The 15,846-nt window shown below is 67.0% G+C and carries 12 protein-coding genes; 9 read left to right on the top strand and 3 right to left on the bottom strand.

Translation table 11 applies throughout. The features are described from left to right. The first annotated feature begins 141 nt into the window (after window positions 1-141). Window positions 142-1,731, top strand: coding sequence for a bifunctional phosphoribosylaminoimidazolecarboxamide formyltransferase/IMP cyclohydrolase (purH, locus tag ACX0GZ_RS06450; RefSeq protein WP_458814561.1), 1,590 nt, complete (start codon window positions 142-144; stop codon window positions 1,729-1,731). 501 nt (window positions 1,732-2,232) lie between these two features. On the opposite strand, the gene ACX0GZ_RS06445 is transcribed toward purH, so the two are convergent. The 3 genes from ACX0GZ_RS06445 to ACX0GZ_RS06435 all read right to left on the bottom strand — a co-directional run bounded on the left by ACX0GZ_RS06445 (window position 2,233) and on the right by ACX0GZ_RS06435 (window position 6,693). After that, entirely contained in the window at window positions 2,233-2,772 is a 540-nt protein-coding gene (locus ACX0GZ_RS06445) for a SixA phosphatase family protein (RefSeq protein ID WP_458814559.1), read from the bottom strand. Between the two features lie 9 nt (window positions 2,773-2,781). After that, window positions 2,782-5,487: an ATP-dependent DNA helicase gene (locus ACX0GZ_RS06440; protein ID WP_458814557.1), complete on the bottom strand. Its 2,706-nt coding sequence runs from the start codon at window positions 5,485-5,487 to the stop codon at window positions 2,782-2,784. A gap of 180 nt (window positions 5,488-5,667) precedes the next feature. Beyond that, a complete protein-coding gene (locus ACX0GZ_RS06435) occupies window positions 5,668-6,693 on the bottom strand; it encodes a flagellin N-terminal helical domain-containing protein (protein WP_458814555.1) in 1,026 nt (341 codons plus the stop codon). A 260-nt stretch (window positions 6,694-6,953) separates the two neighbouring features. Between ACX0GZ_RS06435 and ACX0GZ_RS06430 the strand changes: the two genes are divergently transcribed. From ACX0GZ_RS06430 to ACX0GZ_RS06395, 8 genes are all read left to right on the top strand, one after another. Then, window positions 6,954-8,228 carry a sigma-54 interaction domain-containing protein gene (locus ACX0GZ_RS06430; RefSeq protein ID WP_458814553.1) on the top strand — a complete coding sequence of 425 codons (1,275 nt, stop codon included), beginning with the start codon at window positions 6,954-6,956 and terminating at the stop codon, window positions 8,226-8,228. After that, window positions 8,225-8,614: a flagellar hook-basal body complex protein FliE gene (gene fliE, locus ACX0GZ_RS06425; protein ID WP_458814551.1), complete on the top strand. Its 390-nt coding sequence runs from the start codon at window positions 8,225-8,227 to the stop codon at window positions 8,612-8,614. The genes ACX0GZ_RS06430 and fliE overlap by 4 nt, the downstream gene beginning before the upstream one ends. A gap of 1 nt (window position 8,615) precedes the next feature. After that, complete coding sequence (fliF, locus tag ACX0GZ_RS06420) at window positions 8,616-10,334, top strand: flagellar basal-body MS-ring/collar protein FliF (RefSeq protein WP_458814549.1); 1,719 nt, start codon at window positions 8,616-8,618, stop codon at window positions 10,332-10,334. Then, the gene (gene fliG, locus ACX0GZ_RS06415) at window positions 10,331-11,338 is read left to right on the top strand and encodes a flagellar motor switch protein FliG (protein ID WP_458814547.1); all 1,008 of its coding nucleotides are present in this window, start codon (window positions 10,331-10,333) and stop codon (window positions 11,336-11,338) included. The genes fliF and fliG overlap by 4 nt, the downstream gene beginning before the upstream one ends. A 116-nt stretch (window positions 11,339-11,454) precedes the next feature. Beyond that, entirely contained in the window at window positions 11,455-12,222 is a 768-nt protein-coding gene (locus ACX0GZ_RS06410; protein ID WP_458814545.1) for a FliH/SctL family protein, read from the top strand. Window positions 12,223-12,225: 3 nt separating this feature from the next. Beyond that, entirely contained in the window at window positions 12,226-13,554 is a 1,329-nt protein-coding gene (locus ACX0GZ_RS06405; RefSeq protein ID WP_458814543.1) for a FliI/YscN family ATPase, read from the top strand. Between the two features lies 1 nt (window position 13,555). Further along, entirely contained in the window at window positions 13,556-13,990 is a 435-nt protein-coding gene (locus ACX0GZ_RS06400) for a hypothetical protein (RefSeq protein WP_458814541.1), read from the top strand. A gap of 32 nt (window positions 13,991-14,022) precedes the next feature. Beyond that, entirely contained in the window at window positions 14,023-15,840 is a 1,818-nt protein-coding gene (locus ACX0GZ_RS06395) for a flagellar hook-length control protein FliK (RefSeq protein ID WP_458814539.1), read from the top strand. Window positions 15,841-15,846: the final 6 nt, after the last annotated feature.

Here is a 15,846-nt window from a genome sequence, read left to right as displayed (position 1 = left end):
GACCCACACCCTTCCCACCCATTCGTTTCGAGCGAAGTCGAGAAACGCGGCCTCCCGCTAGCCGCACGTTTCTCGACTTCGCTCGAAACGAACGGGCGGATGGGCTTGCACTCCGCACCCGGTAGCGCGAAAGGGGCGCGCATGACCGATCAGCCAATCGCCCGCGCGCTTCTCTCCGTCTCCGACAAGAGCGGCATCGTCGACCTCGGCCATGCGCTTGCCCGCCACGGGATCGAACTCGTCTCGACCGGCGGCACCGCGACCGCGCTCCGCGACGCCGGGCTGGCGGTCCGCGACGTGTCCGACCTGACCGGCTTTCCGGAGATGATGGACGGTCGGGTCAAGACGCTTCACCCGATGGTCCACGGGGGGCTGCTCGCGGTGCGCGACAATCCCGAACACGCAGCGGCGATGGAGACCCACGCGATCGGCGCAATCGATCTGGTGGTGGTCAATCTCTACCCCTTTGCCCAGACCGTCGCGCGCGGCGCGGGCCGCGACGAGGTGATCGAGAATATCGACATCGGCGGCCCCAGCATGGTGCGATCGGCAGCCAAGAACCACGCGCATGTCACGATCGTCACCGATCCCGCGGATTATGCCGAACTGATCGAAGCGCTGGATGCGAACCGCGCGGCGACCAGCCCCGATTTCCGCAAGCGTTGCGCGGCCAAGGCCTTCGCGGCGACCGCCGCCTATGATTCCGCGATCGCCCAGTGGTTTGCCTTCGCCGATCAGGGCGAGCGTTTCCCGCAGACCCTCCCCTTGTCGTTCAAGCGTGCCGAGGAACTGCGCTACGGCGAAAACCCGCACCAGTCGGCGGCGCTCTATCTGCCGAACGGTCCGGCCGCGCGCGGCATCGCGCAAGCCGAACAATTGCAGGGCAAGGCGCTCAGCTACAACAACTACAACGACGCCGACGCTGCCCTCGAACTGGTCAGCGAATTTGCGGGCGGTCCACCCACGGTCGTCATCGTCAAGCACGCCAACCCCTGCGGCGTCGCCAGCGCCGACACGCTGATCGATGCGTATAAAGCGGCGTTCGCCTGCGACACCGTGTCGGCATTCGGCGGCATCGTCGCGGTCAATCGCACGCTCGATGGCGAAACCGCGCGTGCGATCACCGAAATCTTTACTGAAGTCGTGGCGGCCCCCGATGCCGATGACGAGGCGCGCGCGGTGTTCGCGGCAAAGAAGAATCTCCGCCTGCTGCTGACCGGTGAGTTGCCCGATGCCAAGCGTCCGGGACTGATGGTCAAGACCATCGCAGGCGGGCTGCTGGTCCAGAGCCGCGACAATGGCGTCCTCGCCGAAGACGCGCTGAACGTCGTCACCAAGCGCGCGCCCAGCCCCCAGGAACTTGCCGACTGCCGCTTCGCCTGGACCGTCGCCAAGCACGTCAAATCGAACGCGATCGTCTATGCCAAGGACGGTGCGACCGCAGGCATCGGCGCGGGCCAGATGAACCGGCTGGAATCCGCCCGCATCGCCGCATGGAAGGCAAAGGACGCCGCGACCAAGGCGGATTGGTCCGAACCCCGCACGATCGGCTCCGCCGTAGCCTCCGACGCCTTCTTCCCCTTCGCCGATGGCCTGCTCGCCGCGATCGAAGCAGGCGCCACCGCCGTTATCCAACCCGGCGGCTCGATCCGCGACGACGAAGTCATCGCCGCGGCGGACGAAGCCGGGCTGGCAATGGTGTTCACCGGAATGCGCCACTTCCGGCATTAGTGCGCGCTCTTGGCGAAAGCTACAGGGCGGACATCGCTGTGACAAAGACGTCTTGCGGCTCGCGATCGAGGAAAACGACAATGGGTTGTTTTTTGTAAGGAGCACAACCCAATCCTCCCGCGAAAACGTGAAGTGAATTGCCACTCCAACTTATCGACAGAGTGGGCCAAGAGGTAGGAAATACGGATCGCACGAGATATGGCTTTTGACGTGCCAGTGCCTGCAAACTGTCCTTGTTCTCTCCGACAAATCTGATGGCATCCGAAATGGATATTCTGACCGCCGACTTCGTTTCGAGCCGCGCAATCGCTTCTTTAAGCCCAACCCTTACGGGCAGCGCGACTGGGACCTCGATCGGGACTTCGGCACTATGGCGCGCAGGCTGCTTCAGCCATTTGTTTGTCGTGGGATAGTCGCAAATTCTAGCAGCGGCGGGCGTCGCTCCCAGCATTATGAATGCGCCTACCAACATCGATCTTCGAGGCGACGTGAGCACGGATTTCATCCCCCGTCCGGCCCCAGCGTCGCGTCCAGATCACGTGGCCGGATGAACCGCACCAACACGCCGCCGCCTGCCTTCGCATCGGCCCAGCGGTTCACCGCGAAGTCGATCTCCGCAACGCTGGCGGTCGGGAATTTCACTTCCACCGCGTCGCGAGCGTGGCCGCCATCGTCGGGGGTGAGCAGCAGGACGAGTTCTTCCAGCCCCGGATTATGCCCGATCATCAGCACCCGGTTGGCGCTGTCGGGCAACGCGTGGATATGGTCGAGCAGCGTGTCGGTGGAGGCAAGATAGAGCGTCTTGTCCCACTCCGGCTCGGCCAGATCGCCGTAACCGCGCGCGAAATCGTCGATCGTCTCGCGCACGCGCACCGCTGAGGACGCCACGACATGATCGAAGCGCAGACCCAGCGACGCGAGATGATGCCCCATCAACCGCGCCGCACGCTGGCCCTTGGCATTGAGCGGTCGGTCGAAGTCGCGGAGGAGAGGATCGTCCCAGCCGGATTTGGCGTGGCGCAATATCGTCAGCGTCTTCATCCAAACCCTCTACCCGTCGACCTTGATCTCCTCATGCCCGATGGCAGCGTTGGATGAAAGCCGTGTTGCAGCCGCGACCGCTTCGTCCAGCGTCACGCGGCGAATGGGCGTGCCTGCGGGAAACGCGCTGAGCAACCGGCTGGGCATGGCGGCGGACAGCAGCACGAATTGCCCCCGATCGTCGGCGCGGCGGATCAGCCGCCCGAATCCCTGCGCCAGCCGCGCGCGGACCACGCGGTCGTCGAACGTCTTGCCCCCTTCGGCGATGCGGCGCGCGGCGTGGAGCACGGTCGGCTTGGGCCACGGCACCGCTTCCATCACCACCTGGCGCAGCGAATGGCCGGGAACATCCACGCCGTCGCGCAGGGCATCGGTGCCGATCAGCGAGGCGCGCGGGTCGTCGCGAAAAATATCGACCAGCGTCCCCGGATCGACGGGGTCGACATGCTGGGCGAGCAGCGGCAGTCCCTCGCGCGCCAGCCGGTCGGCGATCCGCGCATGGACGCCGCGCAACCGCCGGATCGCGGTGAACAGCCCCAGCGTTCCGCCCCCGCTCGCGACGATCAACCGACCATAGGCATTGGCCAGCGCCGCCAGATCGCCGCGCTTTACGTCGGTGACGATCAGCACCTCGGCTTGGGCAGCATAGTCGAACGGGCTTGGCGCTTCGAAATGGGTCGGCGCGCGCTCCAGATGACGGCTCCCGGATCGCGCTTCCGCTACGTCCCAGTCGTCGCCCGCGCGCAGGGTAGCGCTGGTCACCAGCACGCCATGCGCCTGCTTCAATACCGTCGCCGCTAAGGGTCGCGTCGGATCCAGCCAGCGGCGGTGGATGCCGATATCGACCTCGCGCCCCTCGATCCGGTCGACGGCCAGCCAATCGACGAAATCGGGATCGGCAGGCCCGCCGATGCGTGCGAGCAGCGCCGCCCACGCCCCGACGGTCTCCGCGCGCCACGCGACCGACGCGATCGCGCCCTCGATCCGCGCGCGCGCCGGGCCGTCCATCCAGTCCGGCCCCTCGGCCAGCACCGCCTCCAGCCGCCGACCGAGCGCGATCATCGGGCGGACGAGCGCGTCGAGCGCCACCGCCGCCGGGCCTGCCGCCTCGACCAACGCCGCATCGGGTTCGGCCAGTTCGGTCTCCAGCCCATAGCCCGCGTCCGCCCCCCCGCTTTCGTCGCGCGCATAAGTGAAGCCGCGCACGGCCGCGAGCAGCGCCTCAATCGCGCCGAACGGTTCGCCTTCCGCGATCCGCCCCAGCCAGCCTTCGGACGGCAGCGCAATCGCCGCCGCCACCGCGTCGTTGATCGCACGACCTCCCGCTTCGTCGTAACTCGCAACGTCCGACAATCGCGCCGCCAGCCCCCGCCTGCGCCCTCGCGCGCGGCTTTCCGGGCCGATCACCCAGCGGCGCAGTTCGATCGTCTCCTGCCCCGACAGCGCGACGCCGAACATCGAATCCGCCGCTTCGAACAGATGATGGCCTTCGTCGAAAATGTAGCGGCTGGGGCGCGCGTTCGTCTCTCGCCCACGCGCGGCATTGACCATCACCAGCGCATGGTTGGCGATGACGATGTCGGCCTCCGCCGACGCCCGCGCCGCCCGCTCGATGAAGCATTTGCGGTAATGCGGGCAGCCGGCATAGACGCATTCGCCGCGTCGGTCGGTCAGCGCGGTTGCGCCGTTGCGGCGGAACAGCACCGGAAGCCATCCGGGCAAATCGCCGCCGACCATGTCGCCATCCGCCGTGAACGCCGCCCAGCGCGCGACCAGTTGCGCGAGCACCGCCGCCCGCCCCGCAAACCCGCCTTGCAGTGCATCCTCCAGATTGAGCAGGCACACGTAATTCTCACGGCCCTTGCGCGTCACGACCCGCTGGCGGCGCACTTGCGCGTCGGGAAACAGCCGCTCGGTCTCGCGCGCCAACTGGCGTTGCAGCGCCTTGGTATAGGTCGAAATCCACACCGCCCCGCCCGATCGCTCGGCCCAGAGCGAGGCGGGCGTCAGGTAACCGAGCGTCTTGCCGATGCCCGTTCCGGCCTCCGCCAGCACCATATGCGGCGCATCGGGGGTCGCGCGCGGTGCGAAGGCGCCCGCCGCCACGCGCGCGAAATCGCGCTGGCCCTGCCGCCGCTCGGCCCCCGATCCGGTCAGCATTGCAAGACGTTCAGCCACCACATCGTCCGCCAATGTTACCTGACGCGGCGCGGCGCGTGGCGCTGCCTCGTCCCATTCGGGCAGTTTGGAAAACAGCCAGCGCTCGGCCCGCTCGGGCTTGTCGACAACCCGGCCCAGCACCGGCGCCCACGGCCAGCGCAGCCTCGCGAGCGATTGCAGGCCATGCCACGCCCCCTCGCGCTCGGCCCAGTCGCCCGACGGCACCGCCAGCAACCGCGCGCCCACTTCGCGTAGGAACGCGGCCACCTCGGCATCTCCAGTTGGTTCGGCCAGCCCGGTTTCGCGCGCCAGTCCCTTGGGCGTCGGCACCAGAAATTTCGCAGGCCGCAGAAACGCGAACAGCTCCAGCAGGTCGAGCCCGTTCAGTTCGGGATGCCCCAGCCTTTGCCCGACCAGGGGCGCGTTCAGCATCAGCACCGGCGTATCGGCGGCCAGCCGGATCGCCTCCCCCCGCCCGATCGCCCGCGTTTCGCCGTCGGCACTCGCGATCCAGACCCCGGCATGGCTGGCGTGAAGGGCGGGATAGGGCAGCACGTCCCTGCTGTCGCCCAACCGGAACAGATTGGCAACCGCTCGCAACCCATCAAGACGGCAAAAAACCCCGGTGGTCGATACGCCGACCACCGGGGTTCTGTTTTGCCGTCCCCGGATAATCCGGGGGTCCGGGCCGGCCCCGCCCGCCTTATAGGGGGGAGGCGGTCGGGCCCGGTATGCTTAGCGCAGCAGCGACAGGACGCCCTGCTGCGACTGGTTGGCCTGCGACAGCATCGCGGTCGATGCCTGGCTCAGGATCTGTGCCTTTGCGAGCGCGGCCGTTTCCGAGGAGAAATCGGTGTCTTCGATCCGCGAACGTGCGTCGGTCAGGTTGGTGACATTGGTCGTCAGGCTGTTGACGACCGACTGCAGGCGGCTTTGACCGGCACCGAGTGATGCGCGTGTTTTATTAACATCCGAAAGCGCGGTGTCGAGGCTGGTCAAGGCTGCTTGTGCCCCGGATGCCGTCGCAACGGTGATGCCGCCAGAGACGTCAGTGTCGCCAGCTGGGATGTAGAAAGTGTCATTTTCTTGCAGCGTGACCTGCGTGCCAATTGCTGCCGCCGCGACGGCAGCGCCGCCCATCGTTGCACCGAAAGCTACATCTTCTGCGGTAATAGTGCGGCTAGTGCCGATCAGCGCGTGCCCAGCTACCAACGCGTTACTTAGCTGTGCAGGGGTGCCGTTGCTGGCAGTGCCGCTAACGGGGACCAGGTTCAACGCGCTAATTTGGAGGTTAACCTGATCACCGTTACCAGCGCCAACCTGAATAGTGATGTTATTATCAGCCGAAGCATCGAATAGCTCCACACCGTTGAATTTCGAAGCGACGATGTCGGTCAGCTGCTTCTGCAGCTCCTTTACCTCAACCTGCATGTTTTCGCGGTCGGAGTTCTGATAGGTCCCCGACGACGACTGAACAGCAAGTTCACGCATGCGCTGAAGGATGTTGGTCGCTTCGCTAAGCGCGCCGTCAGCGGTCTGAGCCAGCGCCATGCCGTCGTTGGCGTTGCGGATCGCCTGGCTCATGCCCTTGATCTGCGAGGTCATCGACGATGCGATGGCGAGGCCGGCTGCGTCGTCCTTGGCCGAGTTGATGCGCTTGCCGGTCGACAGACGTTCCATCGAATTTTGAAGGTCCACATTGGCCATCTTCGACGCGTTGCCAGCGCGAAGTGCGCTGATGTTGGTTCCGATAACAGTCATGTTCTTGTCTCCGTTCTACTGGTCGACCCTCCCGGTGTTCCCCCCTGAACAAATGCGGGAGCCCGAGTAGTCGAACTGTGAAACGGCAGGTCGCGCCCGACCTTAAGCAATTTTTTTGACCATCCCGCGCGCCCGGATTTCCGGGAGATTGGCACGCGCCTACGCGACTACAGAGCAAAAATCGGATGCGGTGCGCGATGCTTTACGCCTCGTTTACCATTTATCGTGCATTTCAGGCCCACGAACTTGGGGGACTAGACATGGCGACGATCCATCCGACGGCGGCAGTGCGCGCAACCAGCTATGCGCTGGTGTCCGCACTCCGTTCGCAGGGCATGGCAGTGGCGGCGGAGGGCGCGAAGCCCCAGCCCGGCGACCTGTTCCTGGCGCTGGATGGCGAGCAGACGCCCGCACCCGCGCGGACCGTGCTGGTCGGCCACGGCGATCCCCAGGTCATTCCGTTCGGCGACGGCGCACCCGCGCGCGTCACCGGCGGCGAGGACGACGCGGCGTTGATCGCAGGCTTTGTCGGTGCACTCGTCCGTCAACCCTATGCCCCCGTTGCCGCCGATCCGCAGAGCCTGGCGCTCAACGCGCTCGCCGAACGCGTCGCGGCGTCCGACATCACCGTCCTCATCAACGGCCCCACCGGCACCGGCAAGGAAGTGCTGGCCCGCGCGATCCACATGCAGTCCGAACGCCGCGACGGCCCGTTCATCGCCATCAACTGCGCCGCGCTTCCCGAAACCATGCTCGAAGCGATGCTGTTCGGCCATCAGAAGGGATCGTTCACCGGTGCTTCGTCGGGCGGACAAGGCTTTTTCCGCGCGGCGAACGGCGGCACGTTGCTGCTCGACGAAATCGCCGAGATGCCGATCGGGCTTCAGGCCAAGCTGCTGCGCGCATTGCAGGAACGCGAAGTCGTGCCGATCGGCGGGACGCTGCCGGAAAAGATCGACGTCCGCGTCATCGCGTGTGCCAACCGCGACCTCCAGAGCGAAGTCGCCGAAGGCCGCTTCCGCGCCGATCTTTACTACCGGCTGAGCGTATTCCCGCTCTCGACCCTCGCGCTGAACGAGCGTCCGGGCGACATTGCCGCGCTCGCCGCCGCGATGGTGGTGCGTCACGGTGCCGACCGCCGCGTCCTGCCGTGGATCGACGCCGACGCACTGTCGCTGCTTCAGCGTCACGACTGGCCGGGCAATGTCCGCGAGCTGGAAAACGTCATCCAGCGCGCGATGCTGCTGTCGCGCGGCGAGGTCATCACGCCCGCCGACATCATCTTCGATCGCCCGACCCAGCACCGCCGCCCCGAACTGGTCGCGGTCGCCGATACCGGCGAGAAACTGTCGAACATCGTCCAGATGAGCGAATTTCAGGCGATCCGCGAAACGCTCGCCGCGTGCGGCGGCAGCCGGATCGAAACCGCAAAGCGCCTCGGCATCTCCGAACGCACGCTGCGCTATCGCCTCGCCAAGGCACGCGAACAGGGTGAGGACATCGTCCGCACCCATAGCCAGGCGGTGAACGCATGAGCGGGATCGGCGGCGCCTCCGGCGCAGGCGGTGCGATGAGCATCGACCGGATCATGGCGATGCGCGCCGAGATCCTCGAACGCAATTCGGCGCTGAAGCGCGCGAGCGCAGGCGCCGCCACCCCGGCCGACGTGCTGGGCACGCCCGCCACTTCCGCCCCCAAACCCGTCAGCTTTGCCGATACGATGGCAAGCGCGGTCAAGGGCGTGAACGAAATGCAGGCGCAGTCGTCGGACATGTCCGCGCGCTACGAACGCGGCGAGGAAATCGACATCGCCAAGGTGATGATGGCCCGCCAGCAGGCGTCGGTCGGATTCGAAGCCACCTTGCAGGTCCGCAACAAGCTGCTGACGGCCTATAAGGACATCATGAGCATGCCGGTGTAACATGGAAAACGCACTGACCCCTCAGCCCGTTGGCGGCGCGCCGATCGGCGCCACGCCCAACCGGCTTTCCGATCCGGTCGCGCAGGCCCGCGCGATGCTGTCGCAACCCGCGGTAAAGCGCGCGCTGCCCGCGATCCTGCTGGTGGCGCTGCTCGGCGTCGCGGCGATCGCATGGATGGCATTGTCCACACCGCCGCAGCGCGTGCTGTTCGCCAACATGACCGATGGCGACAAGGCCGCGGTGACGCAGGCGCTGGGCGCAGCCGGAATCGCCAACCGGATCGACGGATCGGGTTCGCTGACCGTTGGCGAGGATGATTATCACAAGGCGCGGATGCTGCTCGCGTCGCAGGATCTGCCCAAGGCGGCACCCGGCGGCTATGCGCTGCTCGACCAGTTGCCGATGGGCGTCAGCCGCGCGGTAGAGGGCGAACGTCTTCGCCAGGCGCGCGAAACCGAACTGGCGCGCTCGATTTCCGAAATCGACGCGGTCGCCGATGCGCGGGTCCATCTCGCCACCCCGGAAAGCTCGGTGTTCGTGCGCGACAGCGCCGCCCCTTCCGCCTCGGTCATCGTCCGGCTGGAGGCGGGACGCGCCTTGTCCGACGCGCAGGTGCGGTCGATCGTCAATCTCGTCGCCTCGTCGGTGCCGGGGATGAAGCCCGATGCAGTGACCATCGTCGATCAGATGGGCGCATTGCTCAACAAATCCGGACCCGGCGGTCAGGGCGAAAGCGCGACCGACGAGCGCATCGCGTTCCAGCAGCGCATCGAAACCAAATATCGCGAACAGCTCGCCAAATTGCTCACCCCGCTGGTGGGCGTGGGCAATTTCTCGGCGGAGGTTCAGGCAGAGGTCAATCTCGACGAAACGCAAGCCACGCGTGAGACGATCGACCCCAATTCGGTCGTCCGCGCCGAACAGGGCAGCTGGGCGTCCGCATCGAATACTCAGGCTCCCGGCGGCATCCCCGGCGCGCTGTCGAACGCGGTTCCCCCGGCCAGCACGCTGGAGGCGCCTGACGCCGCAGCCGCCGCCGATCCGAACGCCGACCCCAATGCCGATCCCGCGCTTGCAGGCGCCGCGCCCGCGGCGCTGCCCAAGGCAAGCGAAGAATTTTCGCGCGCTTACGACGTCGGCAAGGAAATCTCGGTCACCCGCGCCATGCCCGGCGAAATCCGCCGCCTGTCAGTCGCGGTGCTGCTGCGCGAAACCGAAGGCGCACGGCCCCGCACCAAGGCGGAGATCGACCAGATCAACCAGCTCGTCCGCTCCGCCGTCGGCTTCAACCAGGCGCGTCAGGATCAGGTGACGGTCATCAGCCGTCCCTTCTCCCCCGATGCCGTCGGCGGCACCGAGCCGTCCTGGTACGAAGCGAGCTGGGTGCCGATGGTCGCGCGCAATGCGACGGCGCTTATCATCGCGCTGCTCGTGCTGCTGCTCGGCGTGCGTCCGCTCGCCAAGGCGCTGATGAAGAAGCGCGAGGATGCGGGCAGCCGCCCGGCATTGGGCCGCGACACTGTCGCCGCACTTGGCGGGGGCCAGGCTGCGCTCGGCGAGGACGGCCAGCCGCAACGCCCCGGCGTCAGCATCGACATGCTGGAAAATGCCCGCAGCTATGACGAGCGCGTCGGGCTGGTGAAGGGCTTTACCCGTGACAATCCGACTCGCGCCGCGCTCGCCGTGCGCGACATGATCCAGGCGGAAAACAAGCAATGAACGTGATCCCGCGCAGCTTCAGCGGCGTCGAGCGCGCCGCCGTGCTGATGATGCTGGTCGGCGAGGAAGAGGCCGCCGCCATCCTCCAGAAGCTCGAACCCGACGAGGTGCGCGAACTGGGCCGCGCGATGTTCACCGTCGCCGATGTGGCAGAGCATGAGGTCGAGGATGTGCTCGACGATTTCATCTCCGCCGCGCGCGACCGCACCGATATCGGTTTCGATCCGCGCCCGCAGATCACCGGCATGATGACCAAGGCGCTGGGCCAGGAAAAGGCCGAAAGCGTGCTGGCGCGTATCACCCCGCCCGAAGCGGTGTGCGCGATCGAACTGCTCGACTGGCTGGAGCCGTCGGAAATCGCATCGCTGATCGAGGACGAACATCCCCAGATCGCCGCCGTGCTGATCGCCAATCTCGACCCCGCGGTCGCCGCCCAGGTGTTCGAAATCCTGCCCGAATCCGCACAACCGCAAATCCTGCACCGCGTCGCCAAATTGGGCCCGATCACCCAGGAAGCGATCGAGACGCTGAAACAGGTCCTGTCCAAACGCATCGGCGATCGCCATGCGCCCGCGGGCCTCCAGATCGGCGGCACGCGCGACGCGGCCAAGATCCTGTCCGCCGCGCGCAAATCGACCGAAACCCGTGTCATGCCCAAACTCGCCAAGATCGACCGCGAAGTCGCCAAGGCGATCGAGGAAGCGATGTTCGTCTTCGACAATCTGCTCGACCTCGACGACAAGAATCTGGGCACGCTCATCCGGTCGATCGACAATGATACGCTGGTCCGCGCGCTCAAGGGCGTGGACGAGGCCGCGCGCAACCGCTTCCTCGGCTGCATGTCCGCGCGCGCCGCCGACGGCATCCGCGACGAAATGGAAGAACGTGGACCCATGCGACTGACCGAGGTGCTCGAGGCGCAAAAAGCCGTGATCCAGATCGCCCGCAACCTGGCCAAGGAAGGCACGATCATGATGGGCGGCGGAGAAGACGATTATGTCTGATGGCTGCGCCGTAGCGGCACCGGCCCGCTCCCCCACCCGGCCACCCAGCCAGGCTATCCTATGGGTGGCCGGGTGGGGGAGCGGGCCGGTGCCGAACCTTAGCGGAGCGTACAAAAATGTCTGATGGGTTTTCGCCGGGCTTCGCCAGCCGCATCGACGCCTCCGACGACGTCATCGCCTCGATCTTTTCCGCCCTCCCCGAATTTGCCGCGTCGGACATCGGCGAACGCGCGCGGGTGAAGGCGGGGCGCGGCACGACGGCGCAACCGCCCAAAGGCTTCGCCGCGCAGGCGGCCTCCGGCCCCAAACATTTCTCGCCCGAGAATCGCGACGCCAACCCCACCGAAGGCTGGGATCCGCTTGAACCCGACATGGCGGGCGGCAACGAGCGCTTCGTCGATCCGGTTACCGAAGCGCATGAACGCGGCTATGGTGAAGGACTTGCCGCCGGGCTGCTCCAGAACGGCGCGGAGGTCGCGCGCGACAAACTGCTCATCGAATCGATGATCGCCGGGCTGGCAGGCGGCACCTATCTCGACCGCGACCGGCTGGCGCGCCAATTGCGCCAGACCGTGCTTGCGCTCGTCACCCGCATCGTCGGCGAGGTCGGCGTGTCCGGCGACCTGCTCGCCGCGCGCATCGAGGCCGCCACCGACTTGCTCGCCGAAGCCAATGAATCGGCGCTGCTTCACCTCCACCCCGACGATATGCCGCTGGTCGAGGGCAAATTGCCCAAGACCGTGTTCGCGGCCGGAGACGCCAAGGTCGCACGCGGCAGCTTCGTCATCGAATCGGCATCGACCATCGTCGAGGACGGCCCCGAATTGTGGCTCGAACAACTCGCCGCCGCGATCGACCGCGTGCCGCTGCCAAAATCCGAGTAAGGCATGTTGAACCGCTTTACGTCCGACTATCTGGAAGCACTCGGCTCGGGCGATTTCGCCCCGCGGCCAAAGGTCGCCGGGCGGCTCGCCTCCTATGACGGGTTGCTGATGGAGGCCGTCGGGCTCTCGCTTCCGGTCGGCACGATCTGTTCGATCGGCGAAGGCGCGCAAAAGGTCGAGGCCGAAGTGATCGGCTTTCGAAGCGGGCGCACGCTGATGATGAATCTGGGCGGCCCTGCTGCCCTCCTTCCCAATGCTCCCGTGCGACCCGTTGGCGCGCCGGGCGAGGCCGAAGTCGGCGCCGCCCTGTTGGGGCGCGTGGTGGACGGCGCGGGCAAGCCGATCGACGGGTTAGGCCCCATTCGCGGCGCGGGATCCTGGCCGCTTGCCGGCAAGCTCCAGTCGCCGCTCGACCGTGGCCGCGTGCGCGAACCGATGGATGTCGGCGTTCGCGCGATCAACGGCCTGCTGACCATCGGTCAGGGCCAGCGCGTCGGCATCATGGCAGGCTCGGGCGTCGGCAAATCGGTGCTGCTCGGCATGATCGTCCGCGCCGCACAAGCGGACGTGGTCGTCGTCGGCCTGATCGGCGAACGCAGCCGCGAAGTCAGCGATTTCCTTGAAACCAAGATCGCGGGCGACGCGCGCAAACGATCGGTCGTCGTCGCCGTACCCGCCAATCATTCGCCCGTGCTTCGTATCCGCGGCGCGCTCAGGGCAACGGCCATCGCCGAAGCGTTCCGGGCGGAGGGCAAGAAAGTCCTGCTCATCATGGATTCGCTGACCCGCGTCGCGCACGCGGGCCGCGAAATCGGCCTCGCGCTGGGCGAGCCCGCCTCCGCGCGCGGCTATCCGCCCTCGGCCATCGCGATGCTCCCCGGCCTGATCGAACGCGCCGGGACCGATGTTCACACCGGGGGGTCGATCACCGCGATCTACACGGTGCTGGCGGACGGCGACGACGGCAACGATCCCGTAGTCGATTCGGCGCGCTCGATCCTCGACGGGCATATCGTGCTCAGCCGCGCGCTTGCCGAACGCGGCGTCTATCCCGCGATCGACCTGGGGCCGTCAGTCAGCCGGGTGATGAACGACATTGTGACCCGCGACCATGTCGCCGCCGCCCGCGTGCTGCGCCGCCACCTGGCGACCTATGAGGAAAACCGCGACCTGGTGTTGATGGGCGCCTATCGCTCGGGCGCCGACCCGGCGATCGACGCGGCCATCGCCTGTCACCCGACGGTCATGGAATATGTCCGCCAGGATTATGACGCGGTGGTCAATCTCGCCGATGCGACCGCCGAACTGATCGGCGTGTTCGGAGACGCATGAGGTGGCGCGGTCGGCGAAGAAACTCGACCGCATCCTGCGCGTCCGTTCGCTCCAGCTCGACCTGACGCGCGCCGAAGAGGTTCAGGCCGCGAACAAGCTCCAGGCCGAGGCCGATCTGAAGGCGCGCATCCTGCAACTCGCCGCCAATGTCGCGCCTGCGCCGTCGCCGGCGCCCGCCAGCGCCACCAGCCTGATGGCCGCCGCGCATTACCGTGACCGGCTGCACCAGTCGGTCGCCGCCGCCGACCAGCGCATCGCGACCGCCAATCGCGGGCTCGACTTCGCCCGCGAACGCACGGTCGAGGCGAAACGCGATCAGAGCGCAATCGAAAAACTGATCGCGCGCGCCGAAACCGACGCGGCGCTCGCCGCCGTCCGCGCGCTCGAAAACGCCCCGTCGCCGCTGCGTTCGAAAAACCGGCACGGTCCTTGCTGATCTCTTGAACAGAGAGTTCACGCGGGGACCGAATGATCCAGCTATCCGATACCAAGGCAGCGCCCGGACTGGGCGGTTTGCTGGGCATAAAGCCGAAAGCGGGCGGCGATTCGTCCGCGTTCGCGCTTGCGCTCGGTGGCCTGGTCGCGGACGCCGGACCCGATATGCCGATCGCGCTCACCCGGCAATCGACTGCCGCGACCGGCAAGGACTTGCCGCGGGACGGCGCGGACGAAGCGGAGGGTGAGGGAAAACCGGACTGGGACATCCAGTCGATCGCCTTGCCGGACATGATTGTTCTGCCGTTCGAATCTCCGGCCGTTCGGTCGCCCGACGCGCCTGCGCCTGCGACCCTGCCCCTCTTTAGCGATCTTGCCGAAAGGGAAACCGAAGCGGGTGCAACCGGGAAGCCATCGCCGCCTTTCATCGTCGAGCCATCCGACGCCGCTACGTTCGCACCTGCGAACCCACAAGCGGAGCCCGGCGCGAACATCGAGATCACGCCCAGCACGACCGATGCTTCGCCACCCGTCGCCGAAGCCGCGAAGCCGCGCCGCCAAGCGGTCGACATGGACTCTCGATCGCATCCGCAAACGCCCGAAACGCGTGTGCCCACGTCGCCGGTCGACGCGAATGGCGAAACGGCCTCCACGATAGCTGCGGCAATCATCCATCGTGCTGCGTCGGCTCCGACGGCTACGATTTCCTCGGCAAGCTTACCGCAGCGGGTGGCGAGCAGCCCCGACAAGGCAAATCCGCCGCCTCCGCGCCCGACAATCCCGGACGCGGCAACGGCAGCGTCATCCGTCGCTACCGCCGTCTCCGCCACCGCCATCCTGTCGCCTGCGCGCGGCGATGCGGCGTCTAGCGGACGAGGAGCGGTTTCCGCAGGGTTCGAACCCTCAGCCGTGGTTGCGAGATCGCCGGACGCTGCCGCAGCCGGACGCCCGGCAATACCGGATGCGGCAACGGCAGCGTCATCAGGCGATACAGCCGTCTCCACCACCGCCACACCAGCGCTTGCGCGCGGCGATGCGGCGTCTATCGTACGAGGAGCGGTTTCCGCACGGTTCGAACCTGCGGCCGTGGTTCCGAAATCGCCGGACGCCGCCGTCGCCGGTAAGGCGGGTGTCGAACCCACGCCGCCATCGGGTGCATCGCCTGCCGTTACGGTAGCCATCAAGGCCGAAGCCGTGCCCGCGATGCCTGCCAAATTCGTCATCGCCGACCGCCCGGTCGATGCGCCGTCGCCCGCCGTCCCGCGCCGGATCCCGGTCACGCCGGTCGTCGCCCCCGCCGCATTGACTGCCGCCACGACGATGACCGCGGCCGACCTGATCCCGGCCGCGCTTCGTCCGCGCGCCGCCGCCGTGCCGGTGGTGACGGTGACCGATCCGGCGAGCGTCGGCCTGTCCGCGCCGGTGGCAACGGCATCGCCCGCCGCCGAACCCGCGCCGATCGACACCCATGCCGCCAAATGGATCGAGGGCATGATCGAACAGATCGAGGTGCTGCGCGACGCGCGCGCCGACGGGGCGAGTGCCACCACCCGCATCCGCCTGTCGCCGGATGCGCTGGGCGCCGTCGACATCGTGCTGGTCGGTGAAGGCGAGGCGATCGAGGTCCGCATCAACGCCGACACCGCCGCCGCGCGGGCGCTGCTGGCCGAAGCCGCCCCGCGCCTGAGCGACATGGCCGAGGCACGCGGACTGAAGCTCGCGCAGGGGGATGCCGGGCAACCCGGACAGCATCACGCACAGCGCCAGCAACACCAGGACCAACCGACGGCCAATCGCCGTCGCCATGACGCCGCCGATCCGCGCGGCTCCACCGACGAACGCATTGCTTGAGAGCGA

Source organism: Sphingomonas aestuarii (assembly GCF_054457155.1).
The sequence above is the reverse complement of the archived record's forward strand: the minus strand, read 5'-3'. Positions and strand labels throughout refer to the sequence as shown.